Here is a 23,840-nt window from a genome sequence, read left to right as displayed (position 1 = left end):
GACAAAAAATATACCAAAGCAAAGTCCAATACCGCGTTCGGTTAAAGACTTATCATTAAGGCTCTTCGGGAGCAGGAAGCAGAGAGCAGGGAGCAGGGAGCAGGGAGCAATTGATAACTGATAACTGATAACTGATAACTGTTTTCATCTGTCTCGTCCTTGTTATCTTAACCTCCTCCAACATTCATTGCAGCCAAAACAGCTTTCTGGCTGACATCTTTGTACACTGTACCCAAATACTTCATCACCACATCAGCAGCAGTTAAATTTGTTAAACTTTCCTCTTCCTTAGCCAAAGGAATTGACCCCAACACATCTAAAACTGTTTCGCCTGTTGATGGTACAATAACAACTAAAGAAGATTCCAATGGCTCATTGTATTGCCAGAAAGATTCGATTTTTACAGAGAATCGTTTCTCGTGTGTTGACTCTTGAATCTCAGATAATTCGTTTTGTGAAGTTTTAACAGTTTTGCTGCGTAAGTGACGTAAATCACTGATAATTTTCTCTTTTGTGCTTCCCCGTAATTGAAAAAGAACAAATGGATCTTCACTAAAGCGATCGCCTAACTGATAGTAAACTGCAGCGACGTGTTTGCAAGGGTTAGCTTTATCAGGACAAGAGCATTTACTGTGGACATCAGATAAGGTAAAAGGAAATAAGGAAAGACCATTGGCAGTGAAAACGTCTTCCATATTTTGTGGCATTTCTCCTGCTAGTAGCTTGGCAGCAAACATTGATTTTTGGGACATTGTTTCAACCACATAACCCCACTCTTCCTCACTAAAAGGGTCAAGGGACAAGGAAACTTTGTATGGTTCTTGTTCACTACCTTGCACTCTAGCTAATACCTTTGCACCTTGAAACTCAATGCTAAGAACATTTCCCTGACGCGCATAAATTCTCCCACGTTCTAAACGTTTCTTAAAACGATAAGAATCCAACAAATCAAGCCACCGTTGTGACCACCATTCTCGACTTGCTTGAAGGGTATCATTTGTCATTCTGTTTCCTCATCTATAACTGCACTTCGGTCAAGTATGAGTAAGTTGCGGAGTTGGTCTGTATCCAGTTCCGTCAGCCAATTTTCACCGGCACCAACAACTTGTTCTGCAAGTTGTTTTTTACTTTCAATCATGTCATTAATTTTTTCTTCTAAAGTTCCAGTGCAAACAAATTTATGGACTTGGACATTGCGAGTTTGACCAATACGAAAAACTCTATCTGTCGCCTGATTTTCTACCGCTGGATTCCACCATCTATCAAAATGGAAAACATGATTGGCACGTGTTAAATTTAATCCTACACCACCTGCTTTCAGCGACAAAATCATAATTGGTGGTCCTTGGGGATCGTGTTGGAAACGGTCTACCATTTCCTCACGTTGTTTTTTCTGAGTACTACCGTATAAAAACAATGTTTCTCGTCCTAATTGTTTTTCCAGATATGGTTTGAGTAACTTACCCCACTCTGCAAACTGAGTGAAAATTAAAGCGCGATCGCCACTTGCAACAACTATCTCCAACATTTCCTGCAAGCGTTGGAGTTTACCAGAGTGATATTGTTCCAATTTGTCTTGCTTCAAATAATGCGATGGGTGATTGCAGATTTGCTTTAGCTTAACAAGTAAAGCTAAAATCATGCCTCTACGTTGCAAACCTTCAGCTTCTTCAATCTCAGCCAGAGACTCTTCCACAGCTTTTTGATACAGTTGAGCTTGCTGGGCACTCAGACCACAAAATACAGTCATTTCCTGCTTCTCTGGCAAATCTTGAATAATGCTGCGGTCAGTTTTCAGACGACGTAGAATAAAAGGTTGAGCCAATGAACGCAATTGATTTAACGAAGCAGCATCACCATACTTTTCAATTGGTATAGCAAAACGCCTTTGGAAAAATTGCTTATTTCCCAAATAACCAGGATTCAGAAACTCCAAAATCGACCAGAGTTCTTGCAGTCTATTTTCTACTGGTGTTCCCGTAAGAGCAATCCTAAATGTAGATTCTATTTGTCGTACCGCCTGTGACTGTTTTGCATCTGAATTTTTGACATTTTGTGCTTCATCTAAAACGATGATTTGCCAAGAAACGCTCTGCAAGGATTTTAGATCACGGTGAATCAGCGGGTAGCTAGTGATGACTATATCATGCTTGTTCACTGCTTCTACAAACGTCTTACCTTTAGGACGCTTGTCACCGTGATATTGCATAACTTTCAGCGTTGGGGCAAATTTCTTAACTTCTCTTTCCCAGTTGCCTAAAACTGAAGTTGGACAAACAAGCAGGGTTGGTTTTTCGAGTGTTTCTTGTTCTTTTAAGTGTAAGAGGAAGGCGATGAATTGGATCGTGTTATGGCAGATAATATTGTTAGCAACAAAATTATGATGTTCACTAACTTCAAAGTCATAAACCCAACCTTCATACTCGACATCTTCTATGCTTTCAATTTTGCAATAGAAAACTTCCTGGTCGAGAAGATGTAGCACAGATTGTCGTGTTAAGCTTAACTGTTCTACATCTAAGCGCGCATAAGCTTCAAGGGTTTGAGTTGTCCATTTAGAAGCTTTGAGTAACTGATACTCCTGTTGGGCTTCTCCAGTAATAATACGGTTCATCCCAGCTATAACTTGCTGCAAGCTATTCCTGGAAAATTGCTGTGAACCATTAATGTAAACCGTGTTGTGCATACCAAAATGCCGCAAAGGTAACCCCGTTGCTGTCACTTTTTGAGCAACAATATTAGAAGCAGGAATTCCCTCAACATTTGTGTTACTAACTTGTTGGCAAATTTCTTCTAACTTCCGCTGTTTTTCTGGGATACCATATCCAATTTCTTGCAAAAATCTCCGAGCAGAATTTCCTCCAATAACACCGATATAATAGGTGCGTAAAGTACGAGTTCCATTGGTAGCACACTTCTGCTTGGGCGATATTCGTAACCAGATACCGAAGCGTCGCAGTAATGTAGAAAGTTGCTGAATCAACAGCGGTGAAGCTGTGGCAATCTCGATACTCCGCATACTATAAACAACAGCAGACTCAGCATCGAAGTAGTTTTGTAAAAATATTTGTACACTGTCTAAGTCTGCTTGCATGATAAAGGGCGGAATTGACTTTTCTGCTGACAGTTTGCCCCAAAGGTAACCTTTAGCTTCCAAGAATCGTCGATAGGCTTGGCTGTTAATTCTAAGACATGGAACTCTGCCGGGAAAAGTGCAAATACTAGGACTGTTAATCTTTAGGTTATTGCGTGCACCAATGCGTTGCAAAATTTGGAGTAAATCTTCTAAGACTGTGGTATCTTTCTGTGATATTGTAAATTGTCCCAAATTAAGCTGTTCATGACCTTCAGCAATCTGCCAAGCAAGAAACTTGACCAAATCAGGGTCTTCTGGTTGACCTTCCCAAAGCATTTTCGCGGGTACACAGACATAATCACCCACCTTTAGCTCATTTGTCCAACCCTTGCTTGTCAGCAGCTTGTGACGACGGGTGATAGTGATACTGCTACCGTCTTGCAGCGTGACCTTTCGCAACTTCTCGCAAACTTGCTGCCGATACAGTCGTCGGATGGGAGCCTGCACTATTTTACCAGTTTTCTCATCTATAGAATTCACTAGTAATTTATCAGTCGGATCAGCCCAGAATCCCTCGCCATCAAACTCTGTTTCTCCAGCATAGGTCTGCCAAATTTCTTCTGCTGTGCGTAGTTCTCCGTTTACGTATACATATGTATTATTTACAACGCATTTACCTAATCCCATATCGTCCGCCAGACAAGCACCCAAGCCCCAACGTTCCAAAAACGAAAGCCACGCCATCCCACGTTCTTGATAAGGTCGCAACTTTCCCTGGAAGCTGGCGGGTGTGGGCAAGGGTTCAACTGCTTTGTTATTCGTCAAGGCAGATATCAGTTCCTGTAATGCCCCAGACGCCTCAAAGCTAACCACTGGTAATTTTTCAATCGTCTGAGTGTCTCCTGTACTGATACGCAAAGCATCTTCCAAAGACAGCGCCATTTGTTCTTTGCGAGAAGCAAAAAAGGTTTGTGCTGTTTTGATATCTTGCGATCGCAATTCTACCCACTCGCCATTAATTTCTACCAATGGGCTATTCAAAGCCACCAACCGATCAAATTCTGCTTTGGAAATCGTCTGTCCACCAATCGCCAATTCCCACTTGAAATTCAACAAACTTTCCAAACCTAAACGTTCTTGCTTTTTCTTAGATGTTTGGGCAGTAACTTTCAAACCCAAACGATTTGCCCATCCTTCGCGGTTCTCTAAACTAGGCGGTAAAATCACACCCAAACCACTATCTTCAAACCGCCATGCTACAGACTTGATAAACTCATAAGCCTGAATTGGGTTGAGGTGGCAAAATTGAGGATACGGAGTTTCTAAGCTATCTGCAATTGGTGGATACAATCGTGAAGCCAATCCCAAACCGCGTAAAAATGTCTCTTGCGGTTGTTCAATTGTTCGATTTTGATAAACAAATTTTTCTAAAGGATGGTTCCAAATCGTTGTCGCGTCTATGAGAAAATTGGAATCATCAGCAGCTTGCAGGAAATAAGCTAAAGTCCAGTGAGTCTCCCCTCCTGACTCTGGAGAACGTAATACAAAACAGCTACGAAACTGGTTGTTTCCCGCCATTTGGTATTGCAAGGGCATAGTCCAAGCTTTCAGGACGGCCTCTAGTCGTTCCACCCCAAAGGGATCAGCACTGCAGGTGTTAGACGCAGCCGTCAGAGAATGTAACCACTGTCGCACCGTCGCTGGTAAAGACGCCATCACTCTGGTTTCTAACAGAGGTTGGGAACCCACCATCCCTCGTACTTGAGCATCTATTGTACTGTTAAGAAATACCAGCAGTAATTCTTGAGGTTCGAGTGGCAAGTTTATGTGAACAGATGAGGAGGATTTTGTCTCCTTATCTTCCCCGAATTGGAAAATTTCCTGATAAGTCCGACAAGCCAATGGCATCAATTGAGAAAATTTTTCTAAACGAGTTCCATCTTGGGCGCTATCTAGAAGTGCTTGCCATTTCGCGACTGTAGAATTATCGCTTTGGCGTTGAATTGTGGGTAAAAACTTACCACGCGAAATTAGATCCAAACTCCAGCGGGCAACCTGCACCCAAAAGTGTAAATCTCCTCCCAAAAAATTATCTTCACCATTAGGAACACTTAGAGGTAATGAAGTTAGGAATTTTATTGCCTCTTCGGGGTTAAGGCAAAAACCTTCAATAAGCCACGGTTGTAAGTACTGGGGAGTTTTATTTGGTAAATCTAATGTGGCAGAATGCGCCGGCAAGATTTCAACTGTTCCCTGCTGAGTATTTTCTAAAATATAAGTTGGTAGGGCAACAACTTGGGAGTGCGTTGGCAAACTCACATCGGCAGTTCTGGCTGCTTTGGACGTTTTCCCATTTTTTAGAGACTTTGCATCTGACGTCACTATATGTTTTGTTTGCAGCATTCTCGCAATTGTGATGTTACGTGAATGCAGCCACTCGACTAATTCTAATGGTGTCATTGCCAGAGGATGTGTTAGTACATCATCAAATGTACTATGACTAGAATTTGTCCCAAGAGTTCGCCAAGTCTCTCCCCAAACAAATAAACAACCCTGATTTGCTATTAACCAACTACCGTGTAAAATTGCCATTTAACAATTACTCAGATGTTCACAAAATAATGGTCTTTAATTAGCTGTTTCTCTAGTTTCTGCAATTCCTTATTTTCAATTTATCAAGACTTAGGCAACGTACTAGGGCATTTTAGGTATTTTAAGCAATGCAGAACCCCTCAGCAATTACCATAATGTACCGCACTTTATGATGTGTGCGACAATTACAATCATATTTTGCTATAGCAATCCTATATGAGTTGTGAGAATTCACCGAGTCAAAAAATATTGTTTTGCAAGCCTTACAGGCTTTATCTGTTCTCACGCATGATTTAGGACTGCTATATACATTATGATCTAAGAATTATGATGTCAGATATGGAACTTATCGCAACAGAATTTCAGTCAAAAATTTTATCAGAAGCCCGAGCCAGCCTGCAATTGGTAGTTCCCCTAGTAATATCTCAACCCGCGCTCTTTTGGCATTAACACTGTCAATGTTGTCATGATGGGCTTACTGGCCACTCAAAGTTTAGCAGCAGGAGCCTTGGGTGTCATCATCTTTTTTACCCTGTTGTTTGTGCTCGCATTCTGGAAGCTTTAGGGACAAACGTTGCACAAGCCTTTGGTACAGACGAAAGCGAGCGAATCGATCTGATTGCTTCTCAGGGACTCTGGCTAGCCGCTGCCCTGTCCTTTGCGGCGATAGTTCTATTATGGCAGGGTGACACCATATTGTCCCTAGCGGGTCAAGACGCTTTTTGTTTACAAAAATAAAATCCCTAACTCGTTAATTCCCCATTTTTCCATCGATTTACCCCGTAAATTTACTTGCTTTGCTTGGTCGAGTAGTAGACATTGCCGAAGGCAAGCAAAATATTGAAAAGGATAGAGTATCAACTTTGTATGTCATTGACGCCAGCCAGAGAGCATAAATGTTAGGATTGCCACAGAGAGAGAATAGCGTGCATAGAAGGAAAAAAAATTGAATGGGAGAATTTGAGAAGTCAATATCCTTTGACGGACGGGATATTCGACTGAAGGTTGGTCATTTAGCTCCCCAGGCTGGTGGCTCGGTGTTGATAGAATCTGGGGACACAACAGTTTTGGTGATGGCTACGCGATCACAAGCCAGAGAGGGCATTGATTTTCTTCCGTTGACAGTAGATTACGAAGAAAGACTGTATGCCGCAGGTAGAATTCCTGGAGGAATTATGCGGCGGGAAGGTCGTCCGCCAGAAAAAGCAACTCTCACTAGTCGTTTAATTGACCGTCCAATACGTCCTTTGTTCCCGTCTTGGTTGCGAGACGATTTGCAAATTGTTGCGCTGACACTCTCAATGGATGAATTGGTGCCACCTGATGTGCTAGCAGTCACAGGTGCTTCGATCGCCACTTTAATGGCTAAAATACCATTTTACGGACCAATGGCGGCAGTGCGTGTCGGGTTAGTAGGAGATGATTTTATCATTAACCCCACCTATGCAGAAATTGAAGCTGGAGATCTGGATCTGATCGTTGCTGGTTCACCAGAAGGTGTCATCATGGTGGAAGCAGGAGCAAATCAACTCTCAGAGAGAGACATTATCGAAGCAATTGAATTTGGCTACGAAGCTGTACAGGATCTAATTAGGGCGCAGCAAGATTTGATCGCTGAAATTGGTATAGAAATTCCAGTAGAGGAGCCACCAGAGGTAGACTCAACACTGGAAAACTATATACGCGATCGCGCTACTGTTGAAATTAAGAAAATTCTGTCACAATTTGATTTCGACAAAAAACAGCGCGATACAGCTTTAGATGCAGTCAAGGAATCGATTAAAGCTGCGATCGCTGAACTTAGCGAAGAAGATTCTGTTCGCGTTGCTGCATTGGCAAATAGTAAGGTTCTTGATAATACCTTCAAAGACCTTACCAAAAAGCTCATGCGCCGTCAAATCATCGAAGATAATGTCCGTGTTGACGGTCGTAAGCTTGATGAAGTACGTCCCGTATCTTGTGATGTTGGCATTTTGCCCAAGCGAGTCCACGGTAGCGGTCTATTTAACCGGGGATTAACTCAGGTGCTATCCGCTTGCACTCTTGGTACACCAGGAGATGCTCAATCACTGGCTGATGACTTGCAACAGGATCAACATAAGCGCTACTTGCACCATTACAATTTCCCACCGTTCTCCGTTGGGGAAACAAAACCTTTACGTGCGCCAGGACGTCGGGAAATCGGTCACGGGGCACTGGCAGAAAGAGCAATGCTACCCGTGTTACCACCAAAAGAACAATTCCCCTACGTCATTCGGGTGGTATCGGAAGTGCTTTCTTCCAACGGTTCCACCTCAATGGGTTCAGTGTGCGGTTCGACACTGGCATTGATGGATGCAGGCGTACCTCTTGCTAAACCGGTTAGTGGCGCTGCAATGGGTTTGATAAAAGAAGGCGACGAAGTCCGAGTCCTGACTGATATTCAGGGTATAGAAGACTTTTTGGGCGATATGGACTTTAAAGTTGCCGGGACAGACAAAGGCATAACCGCCCTACAAATGGATATGAAAATTTCCGGTCTATCCTTGGATATTATTTCCCAAGCCGTTCACCAAGCCAAAGCAGCACGGTTGCATATTCTGGAGAAAATGCTGGAGACAATCGATCAACCGCGCGGTCAAATGTCACCTTATGCCCCACGTCTGTTGACTATCCGGATTGATCCAGACATGATTGGTCTGGTCATTGGACCAGGAGGTAAGACGATTAAGGGGATCACCGAAGAAACAGGTGCTAAAATTGACATCGAAGATGATGGTACAGTGACGATTTCTGCTGTGGATGAAAACAAAGCGAAAAAAGCACGGATCATTATCCAAGGCATGACAAGAAAGCTCAATGAAGGTGATGTCTACGCAGGCAGAGTCACACGAATTATACCAATTGGCGCTTTTGTGGAATTTCTTCCTAGCAAGGAAGGAATGATCCACATTTCGCAACTGGCTGACTACCGTGTTGGCAAAGTTGAGGACGAAGTCACAGTTGGTGATGAAGTGATTGTTAAAGTGCGAGAAATTGATAACAAAGGCAGAATTAATCTTACCCGCCTGGGTATTCACCCAGACCAAGCAGCCGCAGCGCGAGAAGCAGCAGCAGTCAACCGGTAACTAGATTTTGGATTTTAGATTGTAGATTTAGGATGAATCGCAAATCTAAAATCCAGTTTGGTGTCTATTGAGGGAACGCTTAACGCTTAACAGGGAATAAGGAACGCTTAACAGGGAATAGGGAACGCTTAACAGGGAACAGAAAGAATAAAATCTACGGATGTTTGACACTCTTGTGCCTAAAGGCTAGAAGATTCTTGCTTCATCCGTCCTCCCTAGACACTTAAATGCTTGCATTCAAGTCTCCCCGTTTGGATACGTCCAAATTTCGCAAGGACTGCCCGACCGCGTTTGTTCGCGTAGCGTGCCCCTTAGGGCATAAAGGTTTGTACAAAGCTTTCCTTTGACTCCCACATTTGTGAGCCACTGCGGTGGTGAGGCAGTCTGGTCTTGGGGGTTTCCAACACCAGATACCAAGTGAGGGAAACCCTCCTATGGCACAAAGTGCCACGCTACGCGCTTCAGTACTGGCTCCCCATGAGGAACTGCCGAAAGGGTTCCCGGCATAAAGCAAGTGGCGGTACAACATTTAAGATTTTTACTACCTTTGTTTCCGGATCAGGAGTTGTCCGCGTGACCTACTTCGTTTTTTATTGCGAATTACCGCTGTCTATATTTATCCTAGCAATATGTCCTTACAATAAAGCAAATTAATTTGCTTTAATCCGTTTTCATCCCTCCTCTAAAGAAAGAGGGCTTTCAACGTCTCACGTGAATCACCGTAAAAACAATTTCTTTTGATAAGACAGTAAAAGAAATGAATGGATTTCTAAACCTGTAGAAGTCAAAATTGTGTGAAAGTCTGGTAATCTGCGATTATGCCAATACGTCAAACCTTATCGAAACCTGATATCCAACTTTCTTATTTAGAATGGAACCAAGGCCAAGAACCTTTACTGGTATTACACGGTTTAGCCGACCACGCACTAGTTTGGTCGAGTCTAGCAGATGACTTAGCGCCAGATTACCATATAGTCGCGCCAGATATGCGCGGTCATGGTGAGAGTGGGAAACCAGAGAGAGATTATAGTTTTGAGAGCGTGATCACAGACTTAGAAGCACTGATGGATAGCTTGGGATGGTCAGCCACCCATGTTGTCGCTCACTCCTGGACAGGTAAACTAGCTGTTATATGGGCAAGGATCAATCCGCAACGTTTACGGAGTATCGTTCTGGTCGATCCCATTTTTATTTGGAAAATACCCAGCTTTTTTAAGGTTACTTTTCCGCTTTTGTACCAATTTTTATCCTTTCTCAAAGGTATGGGACCATTTGCGACTTACGAGTCAGCCCAACAGCAAGCGCGTCAGTTAAATCAGTTTCAAGGATGGAGTTCCTTACAACAGCAAGTTTTTCAAGCAAGTATTGAACAAAAAACCGATGGGACTTGGGGTAGTAAATTTACCATCGCAGCTCGCGATAGAATTTTTGAGGCAGTGATGCTTTGTCCCGGTTTTACTACAGCCCCCATTCATATCCCCACCTTGTTTGTGCAGCCAGAAAAAGGACTTAACCGCAAAGATTGGCAACTCCAACCTTACAAAACTAATCTGAAAAATTTACGCATTTGTCAAGTTCCTGGTAATCATTGGCCTTTTTTAACACAGCCTGAGGCGTTTAACCAAACTGTGAAAGCTTTTTTACAAGAGCATAGATATTGACACTGTCCATTTTTCAGGAGCAGAGATTCTTAAGATTTTACAGTCTTAAGAACCCTGACTCTGTAAACTTTTCATTTCTTGTTGTACATCCAATGCGATCTGCAATGCTTCATTCAGCAATCGTCCGTGTTCACTAGCCTGTTCGCTCACTTGCATTGCTGTTAATATTGCTAAATTATCAGCAAACAGCTCTAATTTACTAACAATAAAATTTTTATTTTCTCTTAATATTCTTTCTGTCTTTAATGCCCGAATTAAATCATTTCTTGTCAGTTTTAGTGCTTCTATAACTTTCTTTCTTTCATTCAAGCTCACTCCTGAATTTCCTGCTGCTTCTATTTGATCGTTGATGTCTATTGCTTTAATAACAGCATTATATCTCTCAACATCATTCAATAGAATTTTTAGCGAATGTGTCATGTTTTGTCTGACAATACGAATTCTTTGTTTCCATAAAAAATATAAAAATACTTGTGTAAAAATTCCTACTGAACAACTAGATATGACTAGTAAGAGCCAGGAAGGTATAGTAACCCAATTAACAAAGAGTCTGATAATAACATCAAATGTAATATAACTAGAAACTAGTATTGTCATTCCAATAAAAACTACCGTAGCAGCCTCAGAACTTTTGGCTCTTTCTATAACTTGACTCAGTAGTCTTTTCATCGGATGAGTAATAATTATGAGTTCATCGCCCACAGGCAAATTAGTCAATTTTTGCAGTTCTTTTGGACTAATCTCTAATCCTTGTAAATCATTACGCACAGCTTTAATATCCTCTTAATATAGTTTTTTTCCAGTATTATATAACAGTAAAATTGATGCCAAACAAATAAAGCCGCCATTTTTGTTTGTCAACAAAATTAACAAAAATTATATTTTAGAGTCACAATTTAATACGGTGTTCATATTAATACTAATAAAACACTAAAAGTCATATAAGCTCCAAAAGTCCATTAGCCTTTCCTTAATCTCTTTTACATACCTCCACTAAAGATTTCGGGATGACTTTTCTAAGTGTTGACTCACGAGGTTATTGTGTCAGAGTTTATCCTTTAAATTTATCCACTTTGATCACAACAATCCCACAAATATCAGGGAAAGGCAGTTTTTGAGTAGGGAGAGTGAAATGTATCTAGATTTTATAGGACTACTATTTGATTTTTGACGAAGCTAGGTACACTTCAAGAGCCTTTTTCCTGTTCCCTGTTAAGCGTTCCCTCCCTACGCAAACAATTTCACCCTATGGCTAACGCCACGCCTTACGGTGAGAGCAGCGCTCTTGGTAGGGGAGCCAGTGCGTTGCGGTGAATCCAGCGCTACAGGAGGGTTTCCCGACCTAGGCGACTGGTGTTAGCGTTAGCTCCGCCAGATGCCTCTGTCGGGAAAACGCCACATGCGACAGATTGCGGGAAGCCGCCCTCCGGGCGTCTAAGCCTGTGAAACCCTTTCGGCAGTTCCTCATGGGGAGCCAGTACTGAAGCGCGTAGCGTGGCACTTTGTGCCATAGGAGGGTTTCCCTCACTTGGTATCTGGCGTTGGAAACCCCCAAAACCGGACTGCCTCACCACCGCAGTGGCTCCCCTCATCAAGCACTGGTCTCACCAAATCAAACCGGATTCCTATATATTTTCGTCTAACTAAGTAAAAAATGGTAAAAGAAAGTACATAAAATGTAAAAAGCAGAGGACACTTTTGTGGTAAAGGTTGTCTGTTGCGCTTGGGTTGCAACTGCCGAAGCCAACCGAAAAATCTTCATTATGTTGAAGTGTATTGTTAACTCAAGTGTATTGGGGTATAAATGAGTCTGAGACAAAAATTGTGCTTCAAGAAGCAACGCTCTGATGGACGATGCTCCCCGAGGGAAGCAGCCAATCTCAAAAAGCGATCACCGAAAAACTGCTAAATGTAACAGATTGCAAAGTATAATGAAAACGATAAAACAATTCAAAATATTGAAGAGCAGTAAGGTTCAATGCGAGTAGCGATCGCGGGAGCGGGTTTAGCAGGGCTTTCCTGTGCTAAATATCTCACAGATGCAGGGCACACTCCTATTGTTTTGGAAAGCCGAGACGTGTTGGGAGGGTTAGTAGCAGCGTGGAAAGACAAAGATGGCGACTGGTATGAAACAGGGCTGCACATCTTCTTTGGGGCATATCCCAATATGTTGCAACTGATCAAAGAACTGGGGATTGAAGATAGATTGGAGTGGAAAGAACACACCATGATCTTCAACCAGCCCAATAATCCAGGGACTTACAGTCGCTTTGATTTTCCGGACGTGCCAGCGCCTTTGAATGGCATAGTAGCTATTCTGCGGAATAACGATATGCTCACATGGCCAGAAAAAATTCGCTTTGGTATCGGTTTGCTACCAGCGATGATTCTGGGACAACGGTACGTGGAAGAGATGGACAAATACTCTTGGTCGGAATGGATGAAAAAACAAAAGATTCCGCCACGAGTAGAAAAAGAAGTTTTTATCGCCATGTCTAAGGCGCTGAACTTCATAAATCCTGATGAAATTTCGGCAACAATTCTTTTAACAGCTCTCAATCGGTTTTTGCAAGAAAAGAACGGCTCAAAAATGGCTTTTCTGGACGGTTCCCCAACAGAACGTCTGTGTCAGCCAATCGTTGATCACATTACCGCACGGGGTGGAGAAGTGCGGTTGAATGCACCGCTCAAAGAAATTGTGCTGAATGACGATGGCACAGTCAAGCATTTTGTGATTCGGGGGTTGAATGGAGAAGAAGATGAAGTATTTACGGCTGATGCCTACGTATCGGCAATGTCGGTTGACGTGATGAAGATTTTGGCACCTGCACGTTGGAAACAAATTGAATTTTTCCAAAAATTGGAAGGTTTAGAGGGTGTACCAGTGATAAACTTGCAGCTATGGTTTGACCGTAAACTGACTAAAATTGACCATCTGCTATTCTCGCGATCGCCCCTGCTCAGTGTTTATGCTGATATGAGTAACACCTGCCGCGAATACGCCAACCCCGACCGCTCAATGTTGGAATTAGTTCTAGCACCAGCCGCAGATTGGATTGCAAAATCTAATGAGGAAATTTTGCAAGCAACTGTTGCTGAACTGGAAAAATTGTTTCCTGACGACTTTACGGGAGACAATGGGGCAAAGCTGTTGAAATATCATATCGTGAAGACGCCACGCTCAGTTTACAAAGCAACGCCTGGTCGTCAAGAGTACCGTCCCTCACAAGTCACCCCAATTGCTAACTTTTATTTAGCAGGGAGTTACACAATGCAACGTTACTTGGGGAGTATGGAAGGTGCCGTACTTTCTGGTAAGCTGACAGCGCAGGCGATCGTCCGTAATACCGCCGAGGGATTTTCTGAAGGAAAACCCCTTCCTCCTTTCGAGGAAACAAGGCAAACCCCTGAAAAGGCTTTGGGTCGGTAGGACGCGCTACACGACTGCTGAAGCACATCCGGTGGCAAATTCAAAAAGCCTGCAAATGCAAACCCTTCAGCCTGCAACGAATGCTGAAACTGCCTGATTCCATCCCTCGCATGAAAACACCGGTCTCTGTGGACGAGTCCTATAAACTTTGTCGCCAGCTTATAGTCAAGTATTCCACGACTTTTTACATCGGCACTTTGCTGGTGGATAAGCCAAAGCGCAAACACATTTGGGCAATTTATGGTTGGTGTCGCCGTACAGACGAACTCGTGGATGGTCCCGCATCTGCTATGACCACACCAGAAACTTTGGATCTGTGGGAACAGCAGCTGGAATGGATTTTTGCTGGACACCCATTGGATAATCTTGATGTCGCTTTGGTGGATACTATTCAGCGTTTCCCGATAGACATTCAGCCCTTTCGGGATATGATTGCTGGTCAGCGTATGGACTTATACCGGAGTCGCTACGAAACCTTTGAGGAGTTACACCTTTACTGTTACCGCGTTGCTGGGACAGTCGGTTTGATGTCAACAGCAGTGATGGGCGTTGACACCTCCACAAACACGGCTCCGTGGAATTGTCATCAACAGCCTTATATCCCCACAGAAGAAGCGATTACTCTGGGAATAGCCCATCAACTCGCCAATATTCTACGAGACGTCGGGGAGGATGCAAGGCGGGGGCGGATTTATATTCCCCAAGAAGACTTGGCGCGCTTTAACTATACAGAGCAAGACCTGTTTAAAGGAGTGGTGGATGATCGCTGGCGATCGCTAATGCGCTTTCAAATTGCACGGGCACGCCAATTTTACGCCAAAGCAGAAAAGGGAATCTCTTACCTATCTGCCGATGCTCGCTTACCAGTATGGGCATCTTTGATGCATTACAGTCGAATTTTGAATATCATTGAACGCAACGATTACAATGTGTTCACTCGACGTGCTTACGTGCCTCAATGGCAAAAGTTACGTGCTTTGCCAGCTGCATGGTTACGAGCACAAGTCTTATGAGAAAGTTGTCATTTGTCCTTTCTCGTTTGTGATAACAAGTGACGAATGACAAATGACAAATAAGCTATTGACATTTAACCTTAGACTCTGTTAACATTAATCCTCGTGACCCTGGAGAGGTGGCTGAGTGGTCGAAAGCGACGGATTGCTAATCCGTTGTACAGTTCGTAAGGCTGTACCGAGGGTTCGAATCCCTCCCTCTCCGTTGATTAAGAAAAAATAAGGGAAAACAAGACAGGTTTATAAAAAACGAAGAACCTCACTCCCATTCTCTCTCCGCGATTTTGGCAAGGTGATGGGGGTGATGTGTTTTTCTTGTAAGTAATTAGGCGAACTTGATATGACTAGCGTAAGCGTTAAGCCCTCAGTGTTGCTGCGTTGGGCTTGACATTTTTCACTTCTCAGACATCCTCTAAAGGGGATGTTATTATTTATCATCTGGAGCCATTAAAGAATTTAATTCATCATTTAATTTGAATCTTACTTTTAGGCTCCTGAATAAATGAGGAGTGAAACTAAATATTATGCAAAAGATAAATGCTGCCTTTGCTCTGGCTTTGACAACCCTAGCAGTTGGTTTCCTAGCAGCTGCTTGCGATACAGCTCCCCCAACCAGCCCAACAGGTAATACTAATACCACAAGTGCCAGCCCAGGAGGAGGCTCAACGACAACAGCTACCAGTGGTAATGGGTTGAAAATTGGTTCCCTGCTACCAGCCACTGGTGACTTGTCTTCCATTGGACAGCAGATTATACCCTCAGTCCCCTTGCTTGTGGAAACTGTCAACGCTTGCGGTGGCGTTAATGATCAACCTGTGACTCTTGTTCAGGTAGATGACCAAACTGATCCTAAAGCTGGTGCTGCTGGTATGACCAAACTGGCAACTGTAGATAGAGTTGCAGGTGTTGTTGGTTCCTTTGCCAGCAGCGTTTCTACTGCTGCTGTCTCAATTGCTGCTCAAAATAAAGTCATGCTGATTTCTCCCGGTAGTACCAGCCCCGTATTTACTGAACAGGCAAAAAAAGGGCAATTTAAAGGTTTTTGGGCACGTACTGTTCCACCTGATAGTTACCAGGGACCAGCCATAGCCGCACTTGCTAATAAAAGAGGTTATAAAAAAGTTTCTACCGTCGTCATAAATAACGACTATGGCGTCGGCTTTGAAAAAGCATTTGTGCAAGCTTTTGAAAAATCGGGGGGAACTATTGTTAATAAAAACAACCCCGTCCGCTACGATCCTAAAGCAACCACCTTTGATACTGAAGCATCTGCTGCTTTTGCTGGTAAGCCTGATGCAGTCCTTGGCGTTTTTTACGTAGAAACAGGAAGTTTACTCCTAAAAGCAGCGTACCAGCAAGGTTTGCTGCAAGGAGTGCAGGTGATGCTGACAGATGGAATGAAGTCAAATGATTTTCCTGGACAAGTTGGCAAAACCAGTGATGGTAAATATATCGTATCTGGAGTGATTGGTACAGTACCAGGTTCTAACGGCAAAGCGTTAGAAGCTTTAAATAAACTCTGGCAATCTAAAAGAGGAGGCGCACCAGGTGAATTTGCTCCTCAAGGCTGGGATGCCGCCGCCTTGCTAGCACTAGCAGCACAAGCTGCTAAGCAGAATACAGGCGAAGGCATAGCCAGTAAAATCCGCGAAGTTTCCAATGGTCCTGGTACAGAAGTAACTGATGTATGCGAGGGACTAAAGTTATTGAAAGAAGGTAAAAAAATCAACTACCAGGGAGCTAGTGGTAACGTGGATGTTGACCAAAACGGCGATGTGATCGGTATCTACGATGTCTGGACAGTTGGGGACGACGGTAAAATCAAGACGATTGATAAAGTTAGCCCGAAGTAGAGGTTAAAACATAACAGGTATGGTGCCGTACTCTCGGCTAACGCACTGCCCAGAAGTTTAACAAAATTCGACAACAAATCCCCCACTATATCCTTATAGGTTAGTGGTGGGATCAAAGGAGGTCAATCAAACTGCTTACTCCAACCGTACAACTACCCTTACATGGTAAGCGCATTATCGTTACCGCACCTCGCAACTATGCCGCCAGGTTATCTGAGCAACTCATTAACCAAGGTGGTATGCCGTTTGTGATGCCAACCATCGAAACTTGTTCATTAGAAAACTTTACACAGTTAGATGCTGCACTGCAACGTATCGATGCATTTGATTGGATTGCTTTTACCAGCAGAAACGGTATCGATGCATTTTTCCAACGTCTGGAAGATTTGCAGATAAACCCCTTTAGATTGACAAATTGTCGATTATCTGCGATAGGATTGGACTCTGAAAGATTAGCAGCTTTGGGAGTCAAAGTCGATTTAGTACCGAAAGAACCCAGCCCAGCAGGAGTTATTGCTGAATTGGCTAAAATTCCGGATATTGCTCAGAAAAATGTCCTTGTCCCAGTTCCAGAAGTTGTAGGCGTACCAGAACCCGATGTGATTCCAAACTTTGTTGCAGGGTTAGAAAAATTGGGCATGAAGGTCACCCGTGTACCAACTTATAGGACGCGGTGTTTAGATAAAGATATTTATGAGGTTGAGTTAAATCTGATTCGGCAAGGCAAAATAGATGTCATTGCCTTTAGCAGCACTGCGGAAGTGGCAGGTTTTTTGCAAATGGTTGACTCGAAAAGTGATTACAAGCATTGCGCGATAAGCCCTTGGCTTAACGCTACGCGTATCGCCTGCTTTGGACCTTACACTGCAGCAAATGCAAAGAAATTGGGCTTAAATGTCTCAATAGTTGCCCAGGATTATAGTTCATTTGCAGGATTTGCTGAGGCGATCGCTCTTTGGGCACAGCAATAACTTTTTGGTATTAAATTCTTCGTACTCACTTGCGGCGGTTGGCATATAAGCTGAATTTGGCAAAGTTGCGGCGATGCTCCAGCAGGGAGCCGCCCCTTGGGCGATCGCCCATACGGGAGACTCACTCAGGGCGTCTGCCCAAAGGGCAGACGCCAGAGGCGTATCGCAAAAGTTTGTGATTGATTGACTTTTTTGGTTGATTACTTTGTCCTGGTGTCACAAACTCGATTGCGAGATTGATGGTATTTTATTTTTGCACAAACTCCTTTATCCCAATCGCGATACAAGCTATGACACTCAATTTATATTTACTGCGACATGGAGAAACTACTTTTAGTCAAAGTGGTAATTTCTGCGGAGAAACTGATGCGGAGTTGACCTCTGAAGGGATGCAGATGGCAGAGAGTTTTGCCGATGTTTATCAAAAATTGAAGTGGGAAGCGGTTTATGTTAGCCCGATGAAGCGCACAATTATAACTGCTAAGCCATTTTGTGATGCTATCGGTATGGATATGCAGTTGCGTGACGGACTTAGAGAAGGTAGCTACGGCAAATGGGAAACTAAGAGTAAATCGTTTGTCCAAGAGAATTATGCAGAAAACTATGTAAAATGGTTGACAGAACCGGCTTGGAATGCACCACTAAGTGGAGAAACTGCGGTAGATATTGCTAACCGTTCTATGCCTGTAATTGCTGAAATTCAAGAAAAACATCCCGAAGGTAATGTTTTAGTAGTATCCCATAAAGCTACGATTCGGATTATGCTTTGCAGTTTATTAGGAATTGATTTGGGACGCTATCGCTATCGGGTGAATATTTTGGTCGCGTCGGTAAGTATGGTTAAATTTGACGTTAATGGTCCTTTGTTAGAACTATTAGGCGATCGCCATCATATACCCGATCATATTCGCTCTCGTCCAGGAACATAATATTTGTCGTGGGGCTGTCTTGAGCGAAGCGTTCACATGTCGCAGCTAGTAGCTTAAATTGAACGTAAGCAAACCCAATAAACCCTCAACTATGCCCAAACCCAAAGTCTTCATCACTCGCCGCCTTCTCACCAAATTAGACCAACTGCAAGAGATTGCTACCATTGAAGTCTGGGAAGAACGCCAACCGCCTTCCTATAAAGTTTTACTAGAAAAAGTCAAGACAATTGATGGTTTGCTGTGCTTGCTGACAGACGAGATTGATCAGCAACTGATAGAAGCAGCCGGAACTTCTTTTAAAGTTATTAGCCAAATGGCAGTTGGATACGACAATATTGATATTCCCGCTGCGACTGCACGCAAAATACCAGTTGGTCATACCCCCGGTGTGTTAACAGACGCGACTGCTGACTTGACTTGGGCGTTACTCATGGCGGCTGCACGACGAGTGGTAGAAGCAGACCGATTTGTTTGTGGGGGTGAGTGGCGGACGTGGGAACCAAATTTGTTATTGGGACCGAACATCACAGGTGCGACATTAGGGATTGTTGGTTTTGGGCGTATTGGTCAGGCAGTTGCTCGTCGTGCCAAAGGGTTTGACATGAAAGTTTTTTATACCAGCAAACACAGATGTGACCAGGAGTTAGAAAAAGATTTAGGTGTGGAGTTTACTACGTTTGAACATCTGCTGCAAGAGGCAGATTTTGTGACAATTCATACACCATTATCGGATGAAACTTATCATCTTTTTAGCGTTCCCGAGTTTGAATTAATGAAGCAGTCTGGCATTCTCATCAACACAGCGCGGGGAGCAATTGTCGATCCAGAAGCGTTATACCAAGCGCTTGTAAGTGGTGAAATTGCAGGTGCTGCCATCGATGTCACCGATCCAGAACCGATACCAACTGATAGTCCTTTACTAACCTTAGATAACCTGATTATTACACCTCATATTGGCAGTGCTAGCCGTCAAACACGAGAAAAAATGGCAAATATGGCGATCGCCAACTTGATTGCTGGGTTGAAGGGAGAGCGATTGCCTAATTGTGTCAATCCTGATGTTTATTAATAGTATCTAGTACTCTATCAAGGCAACTTTGAGGGGTAGAAAAAAAACCACAAAGACAAGCCAGTGCGTTGGGCGGCTCCGCCGACTTGAAGCACCTGGCGTGCAAAGAGCGCAAAGGAAGAGGAAAAGAAGATGAATTTAAAAGTTGATAAACCAAGCATTGTTGGTTTGGCGGACTACTAAGATATAAATCCAAAGAGCTTCATACAATTTTACAATCTATTTTTTAGGAATTGCTGCTAGAAAACGACATCTTCGTAAAGCTGTGCGATCGTTCCTTCAAACTTAATACTGTGTAGTCGAAATGATTTATTTTCTGCTGTGTAAGATTGCAAAACCCACAGCCCTTCATCATTACGGCGGAAACACTCGACTCGCTGACGTTTGGTGTTAATTAAAACATACTCTTGGAGACTTTCTAAAGTTTGGTAATCGGCGAATTTGTCTCCCCGGTCAAAGGCTTCAGTCGAGTCAGATAAAACTTCGACAATTAAACAGGGAAATTTTTTATACGCAGGAGTTTCTTGATCTCGTTGGTCGCAAGTCACCATCACATCGGGATAGTAATATCGATTTATAGATTCGATACGTGCTTTCATATCGGCGATGTAAACACGACAACCTGAGCCACGTACATGATTACGCAGGAGAGCAAATAGGTTACCCGCAATAGTAACATGGGAGTCAAGCGCTCCAGCCATTGAGTAGATGTAGCCGTCGATATATTCATGTTTAATCTCGCTGTGTTCCTCCATTTGGAGGTATTCGTCGGGGGTGATATAGATTTCAGGTGAAGCAACCATATTTAACACCTCAAGTGGGAAGTACCCATTAGTATAGTAATCCCATTTAATTCGTGATAATTGAAAGCCACAGATCCCCGACAACTCTTACGAAGTCGGGGATCTTGTTTATCACAAATGATTTAGGATCGCTATATCATCCTTCGCAGTAGCAGACTAAGCCACTACCATTTGTGTCGGATATGGTCGTAAATCTTTACATATTCTTCTCCTGGATGATTCCAAGAGTAGTCATACTCCATACCCGCAAGGGCAAGTTTGCGGAACTCTTCTGGATTGTTGTACCACAACTTCAAAGGACGTTCCAACGAAAATTCAAGCGCATGATAATCTGACTGGTAGAACACATATCCATTGCGTTCTTCTGGTGGTTTGGTTTGGTCGTAGTCTTTATCAAACACAGTATTAACTAGTCCACCGACTCCGCGAACTATAGGTACAGTACCGTACTTCAAGCCAATCATTTGAGTGAGTCCACAAGGTTCATAATTACTGGGGACAATAATCATATCTGCCCCAGCATAAATGAGGTGGGATAATTCTTCGTTAAAGCCAAGTTCTAAATGAACATCAGGATTATTGTTCAAAAAGTCTTTTTCATGGCGGAAATGATTATTAATGCTTGACTCTGTTGCTGAACCCAACAACACAAATTGTGCTCCATTGTGGAGAGCGTAATAAATTGCGTGATGGACAAGATGAACGCCTTTTTGCTCATCTAAACGACCAATGTAGGAAATGATTGGCTTCTCAACATCCTGCAATAACAGCCGCTCTCGTAAAGCTTTTTTATTCTTGGCTTTTTCTTCAAAATTGTCTTTGGTGTAGTGAGAGGGAATGTATCGGTCTGTTTCAGGATTCCAAAAATCATGATCAATGCCGTTTAGTACACCAGTGAATCTATCTTGGTGTAGATGCAAGGTGTGACCTAATCCATAGCCAATGTCAGTGTAACGAGCTTCCCAAGCATGATGTGGTGAAACTGTGGTCACAGCATTGGAATAAACAATGCCCCCTTTCATAAAGTTCAGGGCAAAGGGATTGAAGTTATCCTGGAGCTTATCAGACTGGAAGTAGTAAGACTCTTGGTTTAAACCTGTTGCCCAAAGAGTTTCAACTCCAGCAGATCCCTGATGCTTGAAGTTGTGGATAGTGTAGCAAACCCGTTGGTACTCCATCCCATAATATTTGTACATTTCATACAGCATCACAGGAATTAAGCCCGTCTGCCAGTCATGACAATGGATAACATCAGGTTGCTTGTTGCTTTGAAGCAGAAATTCCAAAGCGGCTTTGCTGAAGAACGCAAAGCGCATATTGTCATCGTTAGATCCGTAATAGCAGCCGCGATTGAAGAAATTATCCCCAGAGTGGGGTTCAATAAAGAAACACAGCCGCCCGTGTACCCAGCCACAATAAACTGAACAGTGAATTGCACCGCCGTACCAAGGTACCCACAAGTTCGTGAAGGCGTCATGGAGTCCCCAAATGTGGTCATAACGCATGCAATCGTACTTCGGCAGAATGAGTTCGACGCAATGTCCCCGGTTTTCTAGTTCCCTGCTGAGTCCGTAAACAACATCGCCTAAACCTCCAGCTTTGATAACAGGAGCGCACTCCGAGGCAATTTGTACGATGTACATCTCTCTCCTCGCTTAACAAAAATTTACTTTTATTATCCTTTCGATCATGACACAAAAGATGTATCCATTGGCAAGTCACTTACCCAGTCATTAGGTACAAATCTGAAAAAATGACATGATTTGTATTATTTGTTAGGAAATATTTTTGACAAGGGAGGAAACAGGGAATAGGGAACGCTTAACAGTGAACAGTTATCAGTTACCAGTTACCAGTGAACAATTGATCACTGTTAACTGATAACTGATAACTGATAAAAGTGTACCTACTGGAGTTTAGACTAGTTCCCGGTGCGAAACTCAGAAGGCTGATTCTATCAAGCATAAAAACCAAGGTTTTGGTTCCTGGAAACATCTTAAATTCGTACCCTTATTTTTTGGAAATTTAGTTTTGCACCGGGAACTAGTCTAAACTCCAGTACCTAGCTTCGCAAAAATCTTTGGAGGAGTCCTATACCAAGTTCGCTTAATCGCTACCTTGTATTTTGGGGTAGACTAATGGGAATTATTTTAGATAAGTTGCACTTTTTTCTTTGCATTCTTGGGAATATTCCTACTTTTACTTGAGTGCATCACCTGATTTCACATCAAACCAGTGGATATTCTGGGGCGGCAAAGCTAATCTAATTTCTTCATTATTCCATTTTTGCTCTGGGGGTAACAATGCACGTATGGTCAACGGTTCTGTTTCAGCAGTTGCAACACGCACACTGACCAAGTTATGCATACCCAAGTTTTCCACCAGATACACTTGTCCTTGGATAATCTGTGTATCATCGGGTTGTGCAATGCGGACGTGTTCTGGACGAATACCTAAGATAATTTCTGGTGGAACTGTTGGTATATCTGGCAAAAGTATGTTTGCATCACCTAAGATTGCTGAACGTCCCTTACAAGGTAGCGTGAGCAAATTCATTTGCGGACTGCCAACAAATCCAGCTACAAATAAATTAGCTGGTTGGTTATAAATGCGTTCTGGTGGGTCGAGTTGCTGAATCAGTCCGTCGTTGAGGACAGCGACTTTTGTTGAAAGCGTCATTGCTTCTGTTTGGTCGTGAGTCACGTAGACTACTGGGGCTTTTTGGGCCGCAAATATTTGTTTTATATCTGCGCGGACTCGTTCCCGCAGGAGTGCATCTAGGTTACTGAGTGGTTCATCCAGCAAGTAAACTTGGGCGCGACGCACTAAGGCCCGACCGACGGCGACTCGCTGTCTTTGTCCCCCGGATAATTGACCAGGTTTACGCTGTAATAATTCTTCTAATCCCAAAAGTTTTGAAACTTCCGTGACTCGCTGTTGAATTTCAGTGCGAGGAGTTTTTTTCAGCTTTAGTCCAGAAGCTAGATTTTCGTACACGGACATATGGGGATAAAGGGCATAGCTTTGAAACACCATCGCCATATTGCGATCGCCTGGTTGCTTAAATGTAATATCCTCATCCCCAAGAAATATCCGACCACGAGTCGGTTCCTCCAACCCTGCAATCATTCGCAGTGTTGTAGACTTACCGCAGCCACTCGGACCAAGTAAAGTCAGAAATTCATTGTCATCTACAGTTAAACTCACATCTTTAACTGGAATGACTTTGGAAGTATAAGTCTTATTTAAGTTTTGTAGTTCCAGTTTCGCCATAATGATTTATCTTTTGATTATTTGTTGATTATAGGAATCCGGTTTGATTTGGTGAATTGACAA

15 protein-coding genes and 1 tRNA gene are annotated in these 23,840 nt (G+C 43.1%); 9 read left to right on the top strand and 7 right to left on the bottom strand.

The genetic code is table 11. The features are described from left to right. Positions 1-167: 167 nt before the first annotated feature. Both AC5JM2_RS31835 and AC5JM2_RS31830 read right to left on the bottom strand, forming a co-directional pair. Complete coding sequence (locus AC5JM2_RS31835; RefSeq protein ID WP_495839533.1) at positions 168-1,004, bottom strand: SWIM zinc finger family protein; 837 nt, start codon at positions 1,002-1,004, stop codon at positions 168-170. Beyond that, positions 1,001-5,668 (bottom strand): sll1366 family intein-prone helicase, encoded by a 4,668-nt coding sequence (locus AC5JM2_RS31830; RefSeq protein ID WP_495839531.1) that lies wholly within the window; start codon positions 5,666-5,668, stop codon positions 1,001-1,003. Before AC5JM2_RS31830 ends, AC5JM2_RS31835 begins: the two co-directional genes overlap by 4 nt. 950 nt (positions 5,669-6,618) lie before the next feature. Here AC5JM2_RS31830 and AC5JM2_RS31825 point away from each other — a divergent pair. Together AC5JM2_RS31825 and AC5JM2_RS31820 are read left to right on the top strand one after the other, a co-directional pair. Then, the gene (locus AC5JM2_RS31825; RefSeq protein WP_495839529.1) at positions 6,619-8,775 is read left to right on the top strand and encodes a polyribonucleotide nucleotidyltransferase; all 2,157 of its coding nucleotides are present in this window, start codon (positions 6,619-6,621) and stop codon (positions 8,773-8,775) included. 818 nt (positions 8,776-9,593) lie between these two features. Further along, positions 9,594-10,436, top strand: coding sequence for an alpha/beta fold hydrolase (locus tag AC5JM2_RS31820; protein ID WP_495839527.1), 843 nt, complete (start codon positions 9,594-9,596; stop codon positions 10,434-10,436). Between the two features lie 45 nt (positions 10,437-10,481). On the opposite strand, the gene AC5JM2_RS31815 is transcribed toward AC5JM2_RS31820, so the two are convergent. After that, the gene (locus AC5JM2_RS31815) at positions 10,482-11,204 is read right to left on the bottom strand and encodes a hypothetical protein (RefSeq protein ID WP_495839525.1); all 723 of its coding nucleotides are present in this window, start codon (positions 11,202-11,204) and stop codon (positions 10,482-10,484) included. Between the two features lie 554 nt (positions 11,205-11,758). Then, entirely contained in the window at positions 11,759-12,010 is a 252-nt protein-coding gene (locus tag AC5JM2_RS31810; RefSeq protein ID WP_495839523.1) for a hypothetical protein, read from the bottom strand. Positions 12,011-12,414: 404 nt separating this feature from the next. On the opposite strand from AC5JM2_RS31810, the gene pds reads away from it, so the two are divergent. The 7 genes from pds to AC5JM2_RS31775 all read left to right on the top strand — a co-directional run bounded on the left by pds (position 12,415) and on the right by AC5JM2_RS31775 (position 19,701). After that, positions 12,415-13,866 carry a 15-cis-phytoene desaturase gene (gene pds / locus AC5JM2_RS31805; protein ID WP_495839521.1) on the top strand — a complete coding sequence of 484 codons (1,452 nt, stop codon included), beginning with the start codon at positions 12,415-12,417 and terminating at the stop codon, positions 13,864-13,866. Positions 13,867-13,946: 80 nt separating this feature from the next. Beyond that, positions 13,947-14,879 carry a 15-cis-phytoene synthase CrtB gene (crtB, locus tag AC5JM2_RS31800; protein WP_495839519.1) on the top strand — a complete coding sequence of 311 codons (933 nt, stop codon included), beginning with the start codon at positions 13,947-13,949 and terminating at the stop codon, positions 14,877-14,879. 113 nt (positions 14,880-14,992) lie between these two features. Beyond that, positions 14,993-15,084 (top strand) — tRNA-Ser (locus AC5JM2_RS31795). Positions 15,085-15,403: 319 nt separating this feature from the next. Then, the gene (locus AC5JM2_RS31790; RefSeq protein ID WP_495839517.1) at positions 15,404-16,732 is read left to right on the top strand and encodes an ABC transporter substrate-binding protein; all 1,329 of its coding nucleotides are present in this window, start codon (positions 15,404-15,406) and stop codon (positions 16,730-16,732) included. Positions 16,733-16,863: 131 nt separating this feature from the next. Beyond that, positions 16,864-17,703 carry a uroporphyrinogen-III synthase gene (locus AC5JM2_RS31785; protein WP_495839673.1) on the top strand — a complete coding sequence of 280 codons (840 nt, stop codon included), beginning with the start codon at positions 16,864-16,866 and terminating at the stop codon, positions 17,701-17,703. A gap of 290 nt (positions 17,704-17,993) precedes the next feature. Next, complete coding sequence (locus AC5JM2_RS31780) at positions 17,994-18,632, top strand: histidine phosphatase family protein (protein WP_495839515.1); 639 nt, start codon at positions 17,994-17,996, stop codon at positions 18,630-18,632. 91 nt (positions 18,633-18,723) lie between these two features. Then, positions 18,724-19,701: a 2-hydroxyacid dehydrogenase gene (locus tag AC5JM2_RS31775; RefSeq protein WP_495839513.1), complete on the top strand. Its 978-nt coding sequence runs from the start codon at positions 18,724-18,726 to the stop codon at positions 19,699-19,701. A gap of 239 nt (positions 19,702-19,940) precedes the next feature. On the opposite strand, the gene AC5JM2_RS31770 is transcribed toward AC5JM2_RS31775, so the two are convergent. The 3 genes from AC5JM2_RS31770 to AC5JM2_RS31760 form a co-directional block, all read right to left on the bottom strand. Then, positions 19,941-20,504, bottom strand: coding sequence for a Uma2 family endonuclease (locus AC5JM2_RS31770; RefSeq protein WP_495839511.1), 564 nt, complete (start codon positions 20,502-20,504; stop codon positions 19,941-19,943). 164 nt (positions 20,505-20,668) lie between these two features. Further along, entirely contained in the window at positions 20,669-22,147 is a 1,479-nt protein-coding gene (glgA, locus tag AC5JM2_RS31765; RefSeq protein ID WP_495839509.1) for a glycogen synthase GlgA, read from the bottom strand. A 556-nt stretch (positions 22,148-22,703) separates the two neighbouring features. Further along, entirely contained in the window at positions 22,704-23,777 is a 1,074-nt protein-coding gene (locus AC5JM2_RS31760) for an ABC transporter ATP-binding protein (protein ID WP_495839507.1), read from the bottom strand. Positions 23,778-23,840: the final 63 nt, after the last annotated feature.

It is taken from the genome of Brasilonema angustatum, from assembly GCF_059505445.1.
The sequence above is the reverse complement of the archived record's forward strand: the minus strand, read 5'-3'. Positions and strand labels throughout refer to the sequence as shown.

Coding starts and splice junctions, on each gene's coding strand:
- AC5JM2_RS31835 (WP_495839533.1), bottom strand. CDS start 1,004: ATGACAAATGATACCCTTCAAGCAAGTCGAGAATGGTGGTCACAACGG.
- AC5JM2_RS31830 (WP_495839531.1), bottom strand. CDS start 5,668: ATGGCAATTTTACACGGTAGTTGGTTAATAGCAAATCAGGGTTGTTTA.
- AC5JM2_RS31825 (WP_495839529.1), top strand. CDS start 6,619: ATGGGAGAATTTGAGAAGTCAATATCCTTTGACGGACGGGATATTCGA.
- AC5JM2_RS31820 (WP_495839527.1), top strand. CDS start 9,594: ATGCCAATACGTCAAACCTTATCGAAACCTGATATCCAACTTTCTTAT.
- pds (WP_495839521.1), top strand. CDS start 12,415: ATGCGAGTAGCGATCGCGGGAGCGGGTTTAGCAGGGCTTTCCTGTGCT.
- crtB (WP_495839519.1), top strand. CDS start 13,947: ATGCTGAAACTGCCTGATTCCATCCCTCGCATGAAAACACCGGTCTCT.
- AC5JM2_RS31790 (WP_495839517.1), top strand. CDS start 15,404: ATGCAAAAGATAAATGCTGCCTTTGCTCTGGCTTTGACAACCCTAGCA.
- AC5JM2_RS31780 (WP_495839515.1), top strand. CDS start 17,994: ATGACACTCAATTTATATTTACTGCGACATGGAGAAACTACTTTTAGT.
- AC5JM2_RS31775 (WP_495839513.1), top strand. CDS start 18,724: ATGCCCAAACCCAAAGTCTTCATCACTCGCCGCCTTCTCACCAAATTA.
- AC5JM2_RS31770 (WP_495839511.1), bottom strand. CDS start 20,504: ATGGTTGCTTCACCTGAAATCTATATCACCCCCGACGAATACCTCCAA.
- glgA (WP_495839509.1), bottom strand. CDS start 22,147: ATGTACATCGTACAAATTGCCTCGGAGTGCGCTCCTGTTATCAAAGCT.
- AC5JM2_RS31760 (WP_495839507.1), bottom strand. CDS start 23,777: ATGGCGAAACTGGAACTACAAAACTTAAATAAGACTTATACTTCCAAA.